Annotated in this window: 13 protein-coding genes; 4 read left to right on the forward strand and 9 right to left on the reverse strand. The window is 61.5% G+C overall.

Annotated elements, in window-relative coordinates:
- Positions 1-28 precede the first annotated feature (28 nt).
- Positions 29-952 (forward strand): LysR substrate-binding domain-containing protein, encoded by a 924-nt coding sequence (locus J3P86_RS12095; protein ID WP_434700411.1) that lies wholly within the window; start codon positions 29-31, stop codon positions 950-952.
- A gap of 550 nt (positions 953-1,502) precedes the next feature.
- On the opposite strand, the gene leuD is transcribed toward J3P86_RS12095, so the two are convergent.
- The 6 genes from leuD to xylA all read right to left on the reverse strand — a co-directional run bounded on the left by leuD (position 1,503) and on the right by xylA (position 8,983).
- A complete protein-coding gene (gene leuD / locus J3P86_RS12100) occupies positions 1,503-2,108 on the reverse strand; it encodes a 3-isopropylmalate dehydratase small subunit (protein ID WP_434700412.1) in 606 nt (201 codons plus the stop codon).
- A 2-nt stretch (positions 2,109-2,110) separates the two neighbouring features.
- Positions 2,111-3,532 (reverse strand): 3-isopropylmalate dehydratase large subunit, encoded by a 1,422-nt coding sequence (gene leuC / locus J3P86_RS12105; RefSeq protein ID WP_434700414.1) that lies wholly within the window; start codon positions 3,530-3,532, stop codon positions 2,111-2,113.
- A gap of 125 nt (positions 3,533-3,657) precedes the next feature.
- A complete protein-coding gene (locus J3P86_RS12110; protein WP_434700416.1) occupies positions 3,658-4,794 on the reverse strand; it encodes a sugar ABC transporter permease in 1,137 nt (378 codons plus the stop codon).
- Positions 4,795-6,351, reverse strand: coding sequence for a D-xylose ABC transporter ATP-binding protein (xylG, locus tag J3P86_RS12115; RefSeq protein ID WP_434700417.1), 1,557 nt, complete (start codon positions 6,349-6,351; stop codon positions 4,795-4,797).
- 164 nt (positions 6,352-6,515) lie between these two features.
- Positions 6,516-7,517, reverse strand: coding sequence for a D-xylose ABC transporter substrate-binding protein (gene xylF / locus J3P86_RS12120; protein WP_305494967.1), 1,002 nt, complete (start codon positions 7,515-7,517; stop codon positions 6,516-6,518).
- 149 nt (positions 7,518-7,666) lie between these two features.
- Positions 7,667-8,983, reverse strand: a complete 1,317-nt coding sequence (gene xylA / locus J3P86_RS12125) for a xylose isomerase (RefSeq protein ID WP_434651940.1) — start codon at positions 8,981-8,983, stop codon at positions 7,667-7,669.
- 155 nt (positions 8,984-9,138) lie between these two features.
- Between xylA and J3P86_RS12130 the strand changes: the two genes are divergently transcribed.
- Positions 9,139-10,314 carry a XylR family transcriptional regulator gene (locus J3P86_RS12130; RefSeq protein ID WP_434651937.1) on the forward strand — a complete coding sequence of 392 codons (1,176 nt, stop codon included), beginning with the start codon at positions 9,139-9,141 and terminating at the stop codon, positions 10,312-10,314.
- Here the strand turns inward: J3P86_RS12130 and J3P86_RS12135 are convergent.
- The gene (locus tag J3P86_RS12135; protein ID WP_434651935.1) at positions 10,303-10,545 is read right to left on the reverse strand and encodes a hypothetical protein; all 243 of its coding nucleotides are present in this window, start codon (positions 10,543-10,545) and stop codon (positions 10,303-10,305) included. The two genes, J3P86_RS12130 and J3P86_RS12135, sit on opposite strands and share 12 nt — an antisense overlap.
- Positions 10,546-10,687: 142 nt before the next feature.
- Here J3P86_RS12135 and J3P86_RS12140 point away from each other — a divergent pair, with 142 nt between their 5' ends.
- Positions 10,688-11,029: a hypothetical protein gene (locus tag J3P86_RS12140; protein WP_434604648.1), complete on the forward strand. Its 342-nt coding sequence runs from the start codon at positions 10,688-10,690 to the stop codon at positions 11,027-11,029.
- Between the two features lie 165 nt (positions 11,030-11,194).
- On the forward strand, positions 11,195-11,572 hold the full coding sequence (locus J3P86_RS12145) for a hypothetical protein (protein WP_434700418.1): 378 nt from the start codon (positions 11,195-11,197) through the stop codon (positions 11,570-11,572).
- 27 nt (positions 11,573-11,599) lie between these two features.
- Here the strand turns inward: J3P86_RS12145 and J3P86_RS12150 are convergent, their stop codons facing one another.
- Both J3P86_RS12150 and mqo read right to left on the reverse strand, forming a co-directional pair.
- A complete protein-coding gene (locus tag J3P86_RS12150) occupies positions 11,600-12,112 on the reverse strand; it encodes a GNAT family N-acetyltransferase (RefSeq protein ID WP_434700419.1) in 513 nt (170 codons plus the stop codon).
- Between the two features lie 27 nt (positions 12,113-12,139).
- On the reverse strand, positions 12,140-13,789 hold the full coding sequence (gene mqo, locus J3P86_RS12155; protein WP_434700420.1) for a malate dehydrogenase (quinone): 1,650 nt from the start codon (positions 13,787-13,789) through the stop codon (positions 12,140-12,142).
- Positions 13,790-13,947: the final 158 nt, after the last annotated feature.

Below are 13,947 nucleotides of genomic sequence, written 5' to 3' on the forward strand. Positions count from 1 at the left end.
TGCGAAGAATAGCGCTGCCGTGGGGCTTATGAACACGAGTCGTGATCAGTTTCCATTACCGGAGGACCTGAAGGTCTTTCTCACCGTCATTCGAAAAAACGGCTTTGCCAGTGCCGCGCAAGCGCTGGGTTATTCACCGGCCTATATCAGCAAGCGCATTTCGGTACTGGAAGCGACGCTCGCCACGCGCCTGCTGCACCGTACTACCCGGCGTATCGCCCTGACCGACGATGGCGAGCGTGTGCGAGTCTGGGCCGAAAAGCTGTTGGGGGATTTCGAGGAATTTGTCGGTGAAATCGCCCAGGCGCGACATCAGCCCAGCGGCGCTCTGCACATCTGCAGCAGTTTCGGTTTTGGTCGCAACCACGTCGCACCGGCCATCGGCAAACTGTCGCAGGCGTACCCCCGGCTCGACATCCGCCTGGACGTATTCGACCGCGTCGTCGATATCGTCGGCGAAGGCTTCGACCTGGAGATCCGCGTCGGTGATGACCTGCCGGACCAACACCTGGGGCGCAAGCTGGCGAGCAATCGGCGGATACTCTGCGCAAGTCCGGAGTATCTGCAACGGCGGGGCATCCCGCATTCGCTGGAAGAGCTTGACGCTCATGATTGCCTGGTGCTCAAAGAGCGCAATAACGCGTTCGGCCTATGGACGCTGACCCGGGATGGCGAGGAGGCCACGGTACGTGTCGGCGGCCCGTTATCATCCAACAGTGGCGAGATCGTTCTGGAGTGGGCGTTGAGCGGCGGCGGGATCCTGCTGCGCTCGATGTGGGACGTCAAGCCGCTGCTGGAGCAAGGGCGGCTGGTCCAGGTGCTGCCAGACTATTCGCAAAGCGCCAACGTCTGGGCCGTATACCCGACCCGGCTCAGCCAGTCGGCCAAATTGCGGGTATGTGTCGAGTTTCTCGAGGAGTGCTTCCGGGATTTGTCGGTTGGTCAGACGTAGTGGCGTCCTCTGTGGGAGCGAGCCTGCTCGCGAAGGGGCCAGCCCATCCAACATCTTCGGTGGCTGAGACGCCGCCTTCGCGAGCAGGCTCGCTCCCACATTGGATTTTCGACAGGCACAGACCTCACGGTATAAACGGAACCCTGTGGGAGCGAGCCTGCTCGCGAAGGGGCCGGCCTATCCAACATCTTCAGTGGCGGACACGCCGCCTTCGCGAGCAGGCTCGCTCCCACATTGGATTTTCGACAGGCACAGACCTCACGGTATACACGCAACCCCTGTGGGAGCGAGCCTGCTCGCGAAGGGGCCAGCCCATCCAACATCTTCAGCGGCTGACACGCCGCCTTCGCGAGCAGGCTCGCTCCCACATTGTAATTCGACAGACACAGACCTCACGGTATACACGGAACCCCTGTGGGAGCGAGCCTGCTCGCGAAAGGGCCAGCTCACTCAAAATCTTGACTGACTGACACGCCGCCATCGCGAGCAGGCTCGCTCCCACAGGGGAAGCCCGAACCTACCAAAACCAGGTCAAACCCAACCCCAACCCCTACAACCAAGGATTCTCCGCCAGATGCCGACGCTCGAACCGGCGAATCTGCTCGGCACGCTGGAGCGTTGCGCCAATGGCGTCCAACCCCAGCAGCAACGACTCCTTGCGCAGTCCGTCAATCTCGAACGCCAAAACGCTGCCGTCCGCCAGCTCAATGCGCTGCTCGGGAAGGTTGACGCTGATAGCGGCCGTATCCGCACGGCCAGCGAGTTCGGCAATTTTTTTCCACTGGACCTCGGCAAGCTCAAGCAGCAGCACCCCGTTTCGCTGGCAATTGTCGTAGAAGATCCCGGCGAAACTCGTACCGATCAGCGCCCTGATCCCTACCTGCTTCAAGCCCCAGACCGCATGCTCACGGCTTGAGCCACAGCCGAAGTTTTCGCCCACCACCAGGAACGTCGCATCGCGCCAGCCAGGTTGATTGAGCACGAAATCCGGATTGGCAACGCCGGGCTCGCGCCATCTCAGGTCAAAGAACAGGCCCCGGTCCAGCCCCTGGCGGTCAATGCCCTTGAGGAACTGCTTGGGCATGATGACGTCGGTGTCGATGTTGGCGGCCAGCAGCGGGGCGGCGATGCCGGTTACGGTGTCAAAGGGTTGCATCTTCAGGCCTCCGGGAGCAGTGAGCGAACGTCAGTCAGGTGACCGGTTATCGCGGCGGCGGCCACCATGGCCGGACTCATCAGGTGAGTGCGCGCGCCCGCGCCCTGGCGTCCTTCGAAATTGCGATTGGTGCTGGATGCGCAGCGATCACCTGGCGCAAGCACGTCGTCGTTCATCGCCAGGCACATCGAGCAGCCGGACTGGCGCCATTCGAAACCCGCGTCGCGGAAGATCGCAGCCAGTCCTTCCTCTTCGGCCTGGTCGCGCACCGCGGTGGAGCCGGGCACGATCATCGCCCGAACATGGGCCGCGACCCGCTTGCCGCGAACGACCCGTGCCGCGTCGCGCAGGTCTTCGATGCGCGCATTGGTGCAGGAGCCGATGAAGGCATGGCTGATCTGCACTTCGCCAAGGGGCATCCCTGGCGTCAGCCCCATGTAGTCCAGCGCCCGCTGCAGGCCCTGGCGCAGGATCGGGTCGGGCTGCGCCGCCGGATCCGGTACCTGGCCGCCAATCGGCGCTGCCTGGTCGGGGCTGGTGCCCCAGGTCACCATCGGCTCCAGCGCAGCGACATCGAGGCTCACTTCCCGATCGAATACCGCATCCTCATCGCTGCGCAGGTCTTGCCACTTGGCCACGGCCTGTTCCCACAGCTCGCCCCGAGGCGCACGGGGTTTGCTTTGCAGGTAGGTAAAGACCTTGTCATCCGGGGCCATGAAGGCGCCTCTCGCACCCGCTTCCACGGCCATGTTGCAGATGGTCATCCGCGCTTCGACGCTCAGTGCGCTGATGACCGGGCCGGTGAATTCAATTGCGTAGCCCGTAGCGCCCGAGGCGCCGATTTTTTCGATCAGCGCCATGATGACGTCCTTGGCGGTGACGCCCGCGCCGAGGGCGCCATCGACCGTGACGCGCAGGGTTTTCAGACGCCTGTAGACCAGCGTCTGGGTGGCCAGCAAATGTTCGATTTCAGAAGTGCCGATGCCGAAACCGAACGCCCCGAGCGCACCGTAGGTGGTGGTATGGCTGTCGCCGGCGGCGATGACCATGCCCGGCAGGATGAAGCCTTGCTCGGGAGCGACGACGTGCTCGATGCCCTGGCGCTTGTCGAGCACATCCAACAGTTCGATGCCGAAGTCTCGGCAGTTTTCGGCGAAGTAGGACACCTGCCGGGCGCCGCCCGCATCCGGCATGGCCGCGATACGCTCGGGCGTGGTCGGGTTGACGTGGTCAACCACCGCGAGGGTTGCGCTGGGGCGCCAGACGCTGCGGTGGGCTTCGCGCAGGCCGCTGAACGCTTGCGGGCTGGTGTATTCGTTGGCGACCTGACGGTCGATGTACAGCAGCACGTGGCCCTGATCATCCAGCGGGCAAACGGTATGGCTGTCGATATGTTTCTGATAAAGCGTTCTCGGGCTATTCATTTTCGCGCGCTTCTTGTCCTGGCGGGGCTTGCTGTGAACAGCATATGCCCCGCCCTGAAAGCATCAAGCACGCAAAAGTGAAGGCGTTGCACACGAGTCGTGATCAATCACCCAAGGAGCGGCCATCAACGCCGTCCAGTTCGGGTGCTGACGTCTACCCAGACGGCCAGGACCAGAATGCTGCCTTTGACAATCATCTGCCAGTAGCTGTCGACGTCGAGCATCGACATGCCGTTGTCCAGGCTGGTGATGACCAGCGCGCCGAGCAGCGCACCGTAGACCGTCCCGGAGCCGCCGCGCATGGAGGTGCCGCCGATGAAACAGGCAGCGATGGCGTCCAGTTCGCCCATGTTGCCGGCCGAGGGGGAGCCGGCCGCCAGGCGCGCGGTGTTGACCATGCCGGCGAGGGCGCACATCACGCCCATGATGCCGAAGATCCAGAGTTTCACCGCTTGCACGTTGATGCCGGACAGGCGGGTGGCTTCCATGTTGCTGCCCACGGAATAGACACGCCGGCCGAACACGGTCTGGCTGGTCACGTAGCTGAACACCCCCAGCAGGACCAACAGCAGCAGCACCGGAACCGGAATTCCGTCGTAGCTGTTCAGCGTGTAGACGAAGCCGGCGAGCACTGCGCCGATCAGCACCACCCGCACCACGTCGCGCACCAATGAATGGGCGGCCAGGCCGTGCAAGGCGCGATTGCGGCGTTGTCTCCAGGTCAGGAACAACGTCAGGGCAAACAGCACCACGCCAAGGCCCGTGCCGACCGCATGGGGCAGATAACCCTGGCCGACATAAACCAGCTCCGGCGATACCGGGGCGATCGTGGTGCCGCCGGTGATGCCCAGCAGAATTCCGCGAAACGCCAGCATGCCGCCCAAGCCGACGATGAACGAGGGGATGCGCAGGTAGGCGGTCATGTAGCCGTTGGCGAGGCCGATGACCAGCCCGCACAGGGCGACCAGGCTCAGGTTCGCCAGTAGCGGAATGTGATAGACCACATCGAGAATCGCCGCGAGCCCGCCGAGCAAGCCCAGCAGCGAACCCACCGACAGGTCGATCTCACCGCTGATGATCACCAGCACCATGCCGCAGGCCAGGATTCCGGTGATGGACATCTGCCGCAGCAGGTTGGAGAGGTTGCGCGGAGTCAGGAATCCGCCCTCGGTCTGCCAGCTGAAGAACAGCCAGATGACTGCCACGGCAATCACCAGGGCGAGCATTTTGTAGCGGGTGAACACTTGTTTGACCTGATTCATCTACGCGGATTTCCGATCATTGTTGTCAGGGGCTTCGGGATGGCTGAGCGCGGCCGCAAGCACCTGCTCCTGGGTCAGTTCACAATTGACGAAATCGCCGCGCAACTGGCCGTCGCCAATCACCAGCACGCGGTCGGACACCCCGAGCACTTCGGCCAGCTCCGAGGACACCATGATGATCGACACGCCTTCGGCCGCCAGCGCGCCCATCAGCTTGTAGATCTCGTACTTGGCACCCACATCCACGCCTCGGGTGGGCTCGTCGAGAATCAACACCCGGGGCTTGGTCAGGAGCATCTTCGCCAACACGGCTTTCTGCTGGTTGCCGCCGGACAGGCTGGTGATCGGCAGGAACGGGCTTGCGGTCTTCAGGTGCATGCGCGAGATCTCCCGGTCGATGCTGCCCAGTTCGGCCTCGGCATCGATCCGGGTCATCTTCGAGAAGTTCTCCAGCACCGCCAGGGTAATGTTCTGGCCGACACCCAGGTCCGGGATGATGCCTTGGCGCTTGCGGTCTTCGGGGACCATGCACAGGCCGGCGCGGATCGATTTGAGCGGTGTGCTGCTGTCGATCCGCTGGCCGTCCAGCCAGACCTCACCTTCATGGCGTCCGGGGTAGGCGCCGAACAGGGCCGACACCAGTTCCGTGCGACCGGCGCCCACCAGCCCGGCGATGCCGAGGATTTCCCCGCGCTTGAGCGCAAACGAAATATCGTCGACCCGTTTGCGCCTGGGGTTGTCGACGTCGTAGCAGGTGATGTGGCGCGCCTCGAAAATCACCTCGCCGATCTCGTGGGGTTCGGTGGGGTAGAGGTTGCTCATTTCCCGTCCGACCATCTGGGTGATGATTTTCGGGATATCCATGTCGGCCATGGCGGTGGTCGCGATGTGTTTGCCATCGCGGATGACGGAAATGGTGTCGCACACCGCCGCCACTTCATCGAGCTTGTGGGAGATATACACGCAGGCCACGCCCTTGGCCTTGAGGTCGCGGATGATGTCCAGCAGCACCTCGATTTCCGAACGGGTCAGGGCCGAGGAGGGCTCGTCGAGGATCAGCAGGCGCGCCTGTTTGTTCAGCGCCTTGGCGATCTCGACCAGTTGCTGGTAGCCACCGCCGTACTGCGAGACCGGCAGCGAGACGTTCATGTCCGGCACTTTGAGCTCACGCATCAGGGCTTCGGCGCGATGGATCATCGCCGGATAGTTCATGCGCCCGCCGGGCAGGGTCAGCTCGTGGCCCATGAAGATATTTTCGGCCACTGACAGGTCGGGGACCAGCGTCAGTTCCTGATGGATGATGACGATCCCGGCGGCCTCGGTTTCGCTGATCGATTGGGCTTTCAGCGGCTGGCCGTCCCAGAGGATTTCGCCCTCCCAGGTGCCATAGGGGTAGACCGCCGAGAGGACTTTCATCAACGTGGATTTGCCCGCGCCGTTTTCACCGCACAGGCCGACACATTCCCCGGGCCGGACCTTGATGTCGATGCCGTTGAGGGCTTTGACACCGCCAAAGGTCTTGACGATGCCGTTCATTTGCAACAGGTATTCGGACATGGCGAGGGCTCGTAAAAAAGGGCTCACACAACATAAAACCTGTGGGAGCGAGCCTGCTCGCGAAGAGGCCGGCACACCCTGCATCATCATCGGCTGTGACGCCGTCTTCGCGAGCAGGCTCGCTCCCACAAGGATTTTTGCTTAACCAAAGAGCTGCGCTTTGATCACTGCCCGGCAATCTGCGCCTTGGTGTAGAACCCGTCCTTTTCCAGCAGGTCGATGTTGTCCTTGGTCAGTGCGGTGGGCGTGAGCAGGATGGTGTCGACCTTCTTGTTGCCGTTGTCGTACTGCGAGCTGTAGGTGGGCTTCTCGTTGCGCGCCAATTGCACCGAGAGCTTGGCGGCTTCGGAGGCGATCAGTTTCAGCGGCTTGTAGACCGTCATGGTCTGCGTGCCGTCGATCACGCGCTTGACCGCCGCCAGGTCGGCGTCCTGGCCCGAGATCGGTACCTTGCCGGCCAGCTTCTGCGCGGCCAGGGCCTGGATGGCGCCGCCGGCGGTGGCGTCGTTGGAGGCGACGATGCCATCGATCTTGTTGTTGTTCCGGGTCAGGGCGTTTTCAACGATGCTCAGGGCTTCGGTGGGGTTCCATTCCTTCACCCATTGCTGGCCGACAATCTTGATGTCGCCCTTGTCGATGGCCGGTTGCAGCACCTTCATCTGGCCTTCGCGCAGAATCTTGGCGTTGTTGTCCGTAGGGGCGCCGCCCAGCAGGAAGTAGTTACCCTTCGGCGCTGCCTTCAGGACACCGCCGGCCTGCATCTCGCCGACTTTTTCGTTATCGAAGGAAATGTAGGCGTCGATGTCGGCGTTGAGGATCAGCCGGTCATAGGACACCACCTTGATCCCGGCCTTCTTGGCTTCGGCGACGGCGTTGGTCAGCACGGTAGCGTTGAATGGCACGATGACGATCACATCGACGCCCCGGGAAATGAGGTTTTCGATCTGGGAAATCTGCTTCTGCTCGTTGGCGTCCGCCGATTGCACGTAGACCTTGGCGTCGAGTTTTTCCGCCGCCGCGACAAAGTAGTCACGGTCGCGCGACCAGCGCTCCAGGCGCAGGTCGTCAATGGAAAAACCGATTTTCGGGTGGGTCGCGTCGGCCATGGCCGGAAGCGACAGCAGGGCGAGGGCGCCGGCGAGCAAGGTACGTTTGAAGGTTTTCATGGTGGTGCGTCCTTTTATTGTTTTTTGAAAGACACTGCCTGACGATGAACATGATGCCGGTAGAACTGTAGAGACTTGTTTGGCGTTTCGGGCGCAGATTTGTCGCGCGAATGTAACAACCTCCCTGCGCCCACGAAGGTTGCCTGCCGTCAGGGGTAGATGAACCGGTTGACGACGTTTTCGAGCATCTCCTGCCGACCGCTGACGGCCTGCGGATTCAGCTCGTTGGTGAATGCATGCTCGGCCAGTGATTCGAGACTGAAGTCCCCCGCCAGAACCGCCTTGCCGAACGGCTGTTGCCAGCCGGCGTAGCGCTGGTCCTTGAATTTCTGCAGTTGATCGTTCTGCACCATGGCCGCCGCGCGCTCCAGGGACAGGGCGAGCACGTCCATGGCGGCAACATGACCGTGGAACAGATCGACGTCGTCGACGCTCTGGCGGCGGACTTTGGAGTCGAAGTTGAACCCTCCGTTGCCGAAGCCCCCGGCCTTGAGGATTTCATAGGTGGCGAGGGTCATTTCCTCGACGCTGTTGGGAAACTGGTCGGTGTCCCAGCCGTTCTGCGGATCGCCACGGTTGGCATCGATGCTGCCGAAGATTCCCAGGGAGACCGCCGTGGCGATTTCATGATGGAAACTGTGCCCGGCCAGGGTCGCGTGGTTGGCCTCGATGTTGACCTTGATTTCGTTCTCCAGGCCGAACTGTTGCAGGAAGCCGAACACGGTGGCGCTGTCGTAATCGTATTGGTGCTTGGTCGGCTCCTGGGGCTTGGGCTCGATCAGCAGGTCGCCCTTGAAGCCGATCTTGTGCTTGTGCTCGACCACCATGCGCATGAAGCGGCCCAACTGTTCGCGTTCGCGCGCAAGGTCGGTATTGAGCAGGGTTTCATAGCCTTCACGGCCGCCCCACAATACGTAGTTGGAGCCCTTCAAACGCTGAGTGGCGTTCATGGCGCTGAACACCTGGGCGGCGGCGCAGGCGAAGACCTGTGGGTCCGGGTTGCTGGCGGCGCCTGCGGCAAAACGCGGGTTGCTGAAGCAATTGGCGGTGCCCCACAACAGCTTGATTCCGCTTTGTTCCTGATGGCGCTCAAGGTGATCGACCATCTGCGCGAAGTTGTTGCGGTATTCCTTCAGCGATTGTCCTTCCGGCGCGACGTCGGTGTCATGGAAGCAGTAGTAGTCGATGCCCAGCTTGGAGAAAAACTCGAACGCCGCCTCGGCCTTGCCGATCGCCAATTCCAGCGGATCGCCGGCGTGCTGCCACGGGCGCTTGAAGGTCCCGGCGCCGAACACATCGGACCCTGGCCAGACAAACGTATGCCAGTAGCAGACGGCCATGCGCAGGTGCTCGCGCATGGGTTTGCCGAGCACCAGCTTGTTGGCGTCGTAATGGCGGAAGGCGAGCGGCGAGTCGCTGCCGGGGCCTTCATAACAAATCGGCTCGACATCGGGGAAGTACGACATGGGCGGGTTTCCTTTTTATTCTTGGCGGTGTCCCGATACTACCGCCGGCCCGCAGGCTGCTGATTATGAAAATCACCAATCGGCAGTTCGATTTTGAGTATTGAGATTCGCCGTTCGCGCGCCTAGTCTGTGTCCATCGGCCCAGGATAAAAACAATGAAAATCGTCCCGCCCGTTCACCGCATCGCCCTGCTGTTCAACGGCAGCAAGATCTACGACCGCGGCATCATCAGCGGCATCGGCAACTACCTGAGCAGCACGCGCGCGTCCTGGGACCTGTTTCTCGAGGAAGATTTTCACTGCCGGTTGAAAGGGATCGAGCGCTGGCAGGGCGATGGAATCATCGCCGACTTCGATGACCCGCTGATCGGCGAGGCGCTGGCCGGGATCAAGCTGCCCGTGGTGGCGGTGGGGGGCTCGTATCAGGACGAGCGCGCCTATCCGAAGGGCATTCCATATGTCGCTACGGATAATCACGCGCTGATCAAGCTGGCCTACGCGCATCTGATCGAAGCCGGGTTGACACAATTCGCCTGTTTCAGCCTGCCCGAAGCCCAGGCCAATCGCTGGGCCCAGGAACGGGAAAAGGCCTTTCGCCAGTTGATGCAGCGCGATGGCCTGCCGGCGCAGGTGTACCGGGGCATGGGCACCAGCGCGCCGCTTTGGGACAGCGCGGTCGAGCAGCAGATCGCCTGGCTGCAGAGCCTGCCCAAACCCATCGGCATCATCGCGGTCAGCGACGCGCGGGCCCGGCAGTTGTTGCAAGCTTGCCTGACAGCCGGGATCGCCGTGCCGGAGCAAGTCGCGTTGATCGGCATCGACAACGACCCGCTGACCCGCAGCCTGACCCGGGTGCCGCTCAGTTCGGTGGTGCAGGGCACCGAAACCATGGGCCGGACCGCCGCGCGCCTGCTTCACCAGATGCTGCACGGCATGCCTGCCACCGGCACCCAGGTGTTGATCCCGCCCGAGGCGATCAACGTGCAAGCGTCGAGCCTGCACCAGCCACTGGGCAATCCTTACGTCATGCAGGCTTTGTTGTTCATTCGCCAATACGCCTGCCAGGGCATCAAGACCGCGCAAGTGGCGGCGTATGTCGGCGTGTCGCGTTCATCCCTGGAGTCGCATTTTCGCAAGGAGCGTGGTTGCAGTGTTCACGACGAGATCCTGCGCTTCAAGCTGGCGGCGGCGGCCAGCGGGTTGGAGAACACCGAGCTGGCGATTGCCGATATCGCCCGTGATTGCGGTTTCAAGTCGGCGCAGTACCTGCACACGGTGTTTCGCCGCGAATTCGGCTGTACGCCTAGGGGATTTCGCCAATCAGTCGGATAGCCAGGTACTCATCACCCGCCGATCCAGTTCCTCCCAGTCTGCCATGCCCAACACCCGGGTAGTGTTCAACCCCCGCAGATAACCGCGCAGTTGATTGGCCGTGTCGCGCTTGAGCTGGGGGGCGATGTCGGCATTGCTCAACAGCACGCTTTCGTACTGGACCAGGTACTCAGCCACCCGCTCACGGAAGTCGGGCAGTACCGCGTCGCGAATCAAGTCAAACGTTCTCATCCGTTCCTCATCATTCCGGCTTGCAACTATTGCTATGAGTAATAGTGACCATTAGCAAATGCAAGTTCTGCTTTGCGGGCAATCATTGGAAAATCAGCGCCATCGAGACACAGCCCAACGTTTTTATTTTCAGGACCGATCCATGCGCCCTTTATTTCTACTGTCCCTGGCGTTTTCCCCGCTGTTATTGGCGGGATGTGCCTCGGCACCGAACGATCCGACCCTGACCTTGCAGACCAGCAAGACCCCGGCCGAATACGCTGAATGCGTCGTGCCGAAGTTGCAAGGCAGCGCTTTGCACCCGATGGTCTCGCAGAGCCAGCGCAGCTACCGCATCGTCGTGCCGAGCAAGATTTCGGCGGACAACGTGCTGGAAGCCTACAAGGCCGGCAGTGGCGGCAAGGTGTTTGTCTACGAGCGCCACCTGCTGGCGTCCAATCTCCTGCCTTCGAGTTTCGAGCGCGCCGCACAGGAATGCATCTGACCGGCCCGTAAACGCTTTTCTCCGTGCTCCTTTGGTTGGCCGCAACCAACCAATTCCCTTGCCCCGCACCGTCTTCGGTCGCGGGGCTTTTTTTGTCCGGGGACCTCACATACCTTGGTGTGAGAGGATGGCGGACGCAAATCCGCCGCAGAAAAAAGGACCGAAATGACCATGCTCCCAGCGTACTCCGCGCCATTCGCCCTGGCGCTTGCAGCCTTTTGCGCACCGGCGCAGGCCGCGACGTGGCAGATCTGCGATATCCAGCTGCACGTCACCGAAGTGGTGAAACGGCCCACGCCGAAGCTCCAGGCCCAAGTCCTGAAGGCGCGCCCGGCCTCGCCCAGTGTGGAATGCCCGGAAGAGGGCGCGATGATCAGCTTCATTCCGGAAACCGCCGACTACCAGGCCACGCTGCCACGCCGCAAATGGCCCGGGAAAGGCCAGGCGATCCGGATCAAGTACCGCTATCTGGATGGAATCTGCAAGGGCGACGGCAACGACTATCCTTGCCGTATCGAGCATTATCCGTTTGTAGCTCGATGAAAAAGTCGCTCATCGAGACGTCCAGAACTACCGGGGCTGGATTGAAAGCGAATACCAATGATGCTGCTCGGTGGCTTCTGGTGGCGTAGGCTCCACCAGAAAACCACAACGATCAAGCACTTTCACCGAGCCGGCATTTTGTACATAGACTTCGGCGAGCAACCGTTCGAGTCGCCAGTGTGACCGGGCCTGCTCGATCAAGTGCTTCACTGCCAGCGTCGCCAGTCCCTTGCCACAAGCGTGTTGGGCGATTCGATAGCCGACCTGCGCCGTTCGCTCGCTGGTGTCGATGTCCTTGAGGTTCGCTCGTCCGATGATCATTCCGCCGGCGTCCTCGATGACAAATGGGTGCCAGGTCCCGGCGGCGAAGCCGGACTGGTAATCGCCGATGTGCTCGCTGACCCCCTGCAACGAATAAAACGCCGGCGCGCGCGCATCGATGTGCTGCTCGAACCACTCGCGATTATCCATTTCAAACGCCAGCAATGACTCGGCATCGGCGACTTGCAGGGTACGAATCCTGATGGCTTCCTTGTCCACGTTTCACGTCCTCATCAGTCGGAGCATTCACAACGCCAGATCCGGGTCGGAATCGCTGTTTTTCTGCCCCACGGGATCGCTGTTGGTCGGGGCCTTCGATTCGGCGTTTCCACGGATGTCCGGCGGCGGCGCCAGTTTTAGCACATCGCTGGTGTATTTCCATTCCTCATAGACACGATCAGGATCATCGTTTAGCCGTGTGCCATAGCTGGGAACGATCTGGTGCAGTTTTTCCTGCCAGGCCGGCGAGGCCACCTTGTCCTTGAAGACCCGCTGCATCACTTCCAGCATGATCGGGGCTGCCGTCGAGGCACCAGGGGATGCGCCAAGCAGGCCGGCAATGCTGCCGTCCTGGGAGGCCACTACTTCGGTGCCCAGTTTGAGCACGCCACCTTTTTCTTCGTCGCGCTTGATGACCTGCACGCGCTGGCCGGCTTGCCAGAGGCGCCAGTCTTCCTTCCTGGCCTGGGGAAAATATTCCTGCAAGGCCTTGAACCGATCATCGTCGGAAAGCATGAGCTGGCCGGCCAGGTATTCAACCAGCGGGTACTGCTCGATGCCTACTTTGGTCATCGGCCAGATATTGTGCGGGGTCATGCTGGTGAAAAGGTCGAAGTACGAGCCTTCCTTGAGGAATTTGGTGGAGAAGGTCGCAAACGGACCAAAGAGGATGACGCGCTTGCCATCCAGTACGCGGGTGTCCAGATGCGGCACTGACATCGGTGGCGCGCCGGTGGAAGCGATGCCGTACGCCTTGGCCATGTGTCGCTCGGCAATGCCAGGGTTCTCGGCGACCAGGAACGAGCCGCCGACCGGGAACCCGGCGTAGTCGTCTGCCTCCGGGATACCCGATTCCTGTAGCAGATGCAGTGCGCCGCCGCCGGCGCCAATGAATACGAACCTGGCGTCGGTGGTGGTCGTTTCGCCGTCCTTGAGGTTCTTGTATTCCACGCGCCAGGTACCGTCGTCGTTGCGGGTGATGTCGCGCACCTCGCTGGAAAGCTTCAGGCTGAAGTTGGGCCGGCTCTGCAAGTAGCTGACGTACTGGCGGGTAATTTCGCCAAAATTCACATCGGTGCCGATCGGCGTCCAGGTGGCCGCGAGCTTCTGGTTCGGATCGCGGCCCTCCATCATCAAGGGTACCCACTTCCTGATCTGCTCCGGGTCCTCTGAATATTGCATCGGCCGGAATAGCGGGCTCGCTTGCAGCGCCTCGTAGCGTTTTTTCAGGAATTTGATGTTGTCGTCACCCCAGACAAAACTCATGTGCGGGGTGGAATTGATGAATGAAGGCGGATTCTTCAACACGTTGTTGCGCACCTGCCAGGCCAGGAACTGGCGGGTGATCTGGAAGGCTTCGTTGATCTCGATGGCCTTGGAAATGTTGACGTTGCCCTGGTCATCCATCGGCGTGTAATTGAGCTCCGCCAGTGCCGAATGCCCGGTGCCGGCGTTGTTCCAGCCGTTGGAGCTTTCTTCGGCTACCGCATCCAGGCGTTCGACCATTTCCATCGACCAGCCAGGCTCAAGCTCGTTGAGCCAGATGCCCAGCGTCGAACTCATGATGCCGCCGCCTACCAGCAGCACGTCGACCTTCTTCGTTTCCGCCGCCCGGGCCCCGTTGACGCCTGATAAGAGCGCAGCGCCCAGCAGGACCGCGATAATGATTCTGTTCATAGTTCCATCCTCGGCGACCCGAGGAGTCGCTCGTTGACCAATTGACGCTACCGACCTTGTGTTGACCTGCGTGAAGAAAAGACTGTTCAGCGACCTGGCGGCAGAGAGTGACGAAAGGCAGCCTTGCCCTTGGGCAACGTCGAGGGTTTGACGACCCG

The sequence above is a fragment of the Pseudomonas sp. D1-1 genome, assembly GCF_051132225.1.
In the GTDB taxonomy this organism is placed as follows: Bacteria; Pseudomonadota; Gammaproteobacteria; order Pseudomonadales; family Pseudomonadaceae; genus Aquipseudomonas.

Excerpts from the sequence above, each read along its gene's own strand:
- J3P86_RS12095 (WP_434700411.1), top strand. The coding sequence starts at position 29 with ATGAACACGAGTCGTGATCAGTTTCCATTACCGGAGGACCTGAAGGTC.
- leuD (WP_434700412.1), bottom strand. The coding sequence starts at position 2,108 with ATGCAACCCTTTGACACCGTAACCGGCATCGCCGCCCCGCTGCTGGCC.
- leuC (WP_434700414.1), bottom strand. The coding sequence starts at position 3,532 with ATGAATAGCCCGAGAACGCTTTATCAGAAACATATCGACAGCCATACC.
- J3P86_RS12110 (WP_434700416.1), bottom strand. The coding sequence starts at position 4,794 with ATGAATCAGGTCAAACAAGTGTTCACCCGCTACAAAATGCTCGCCCTG.
- xylG (WP_434700417.1), bottom strand. The coding sequence starts at position 6,351 with ATGTCCGAATACCTGTTGCAAATGAACGGCATCGTCAAGACCTTTGGC.
- xylF (WP_305494967.1), bottom strand. The coding sequence starts at position 7,517 with ATGAAAACCTTCAAACGTACCTTGCTCGCCGGCGCCCTCGCCCTGCTG.
- xylA (WP_434651940.1), bottom strand. The coding sequence starts at position 8,983 with ATGTCGTACTTCCCCGATGTCGAGCCGATTTGTTATGAAGGCCCCGGC.
- J3P86_RS12130 (WP_434651937.1), top strand. The coding sequence starts at position 9,139 with ATGAAAATCGTCCCGCCCGTTCACCGCATCGCCCTGCTGTTCAACGGC.
- J3P86_RS12135 (WP_434651935.1), bottom strand. The coding sequence starts at position 10,545 with ATGAGAACGTTTGACTTGATTCGCGACGCGGTACTGCCCGACTTCCGT.
- J3P86_RS12140 (WP_434604648.1), top strand. The coding sequence starts at position 10,688 with ATGCGCCCTTTATTTCTACTGTCCCTGGCGTTTTCCCCGCTGTTATTG.
- J3P86_RS12145 (WP_434700418.1), top strand. The coding sequence starts at position 11,195 with ATGACCATGCTCCCAGCGTACTCCGCGCCATTCGCCCTGGCGCTTGCA.
- mqo (WP_434700420.1), bottom strand. The coding sequence starts at position 13,789 with ATGAACAGAATCATTATCGCGGTCCTGCTGGGCGCTGCGCTCTTATCA.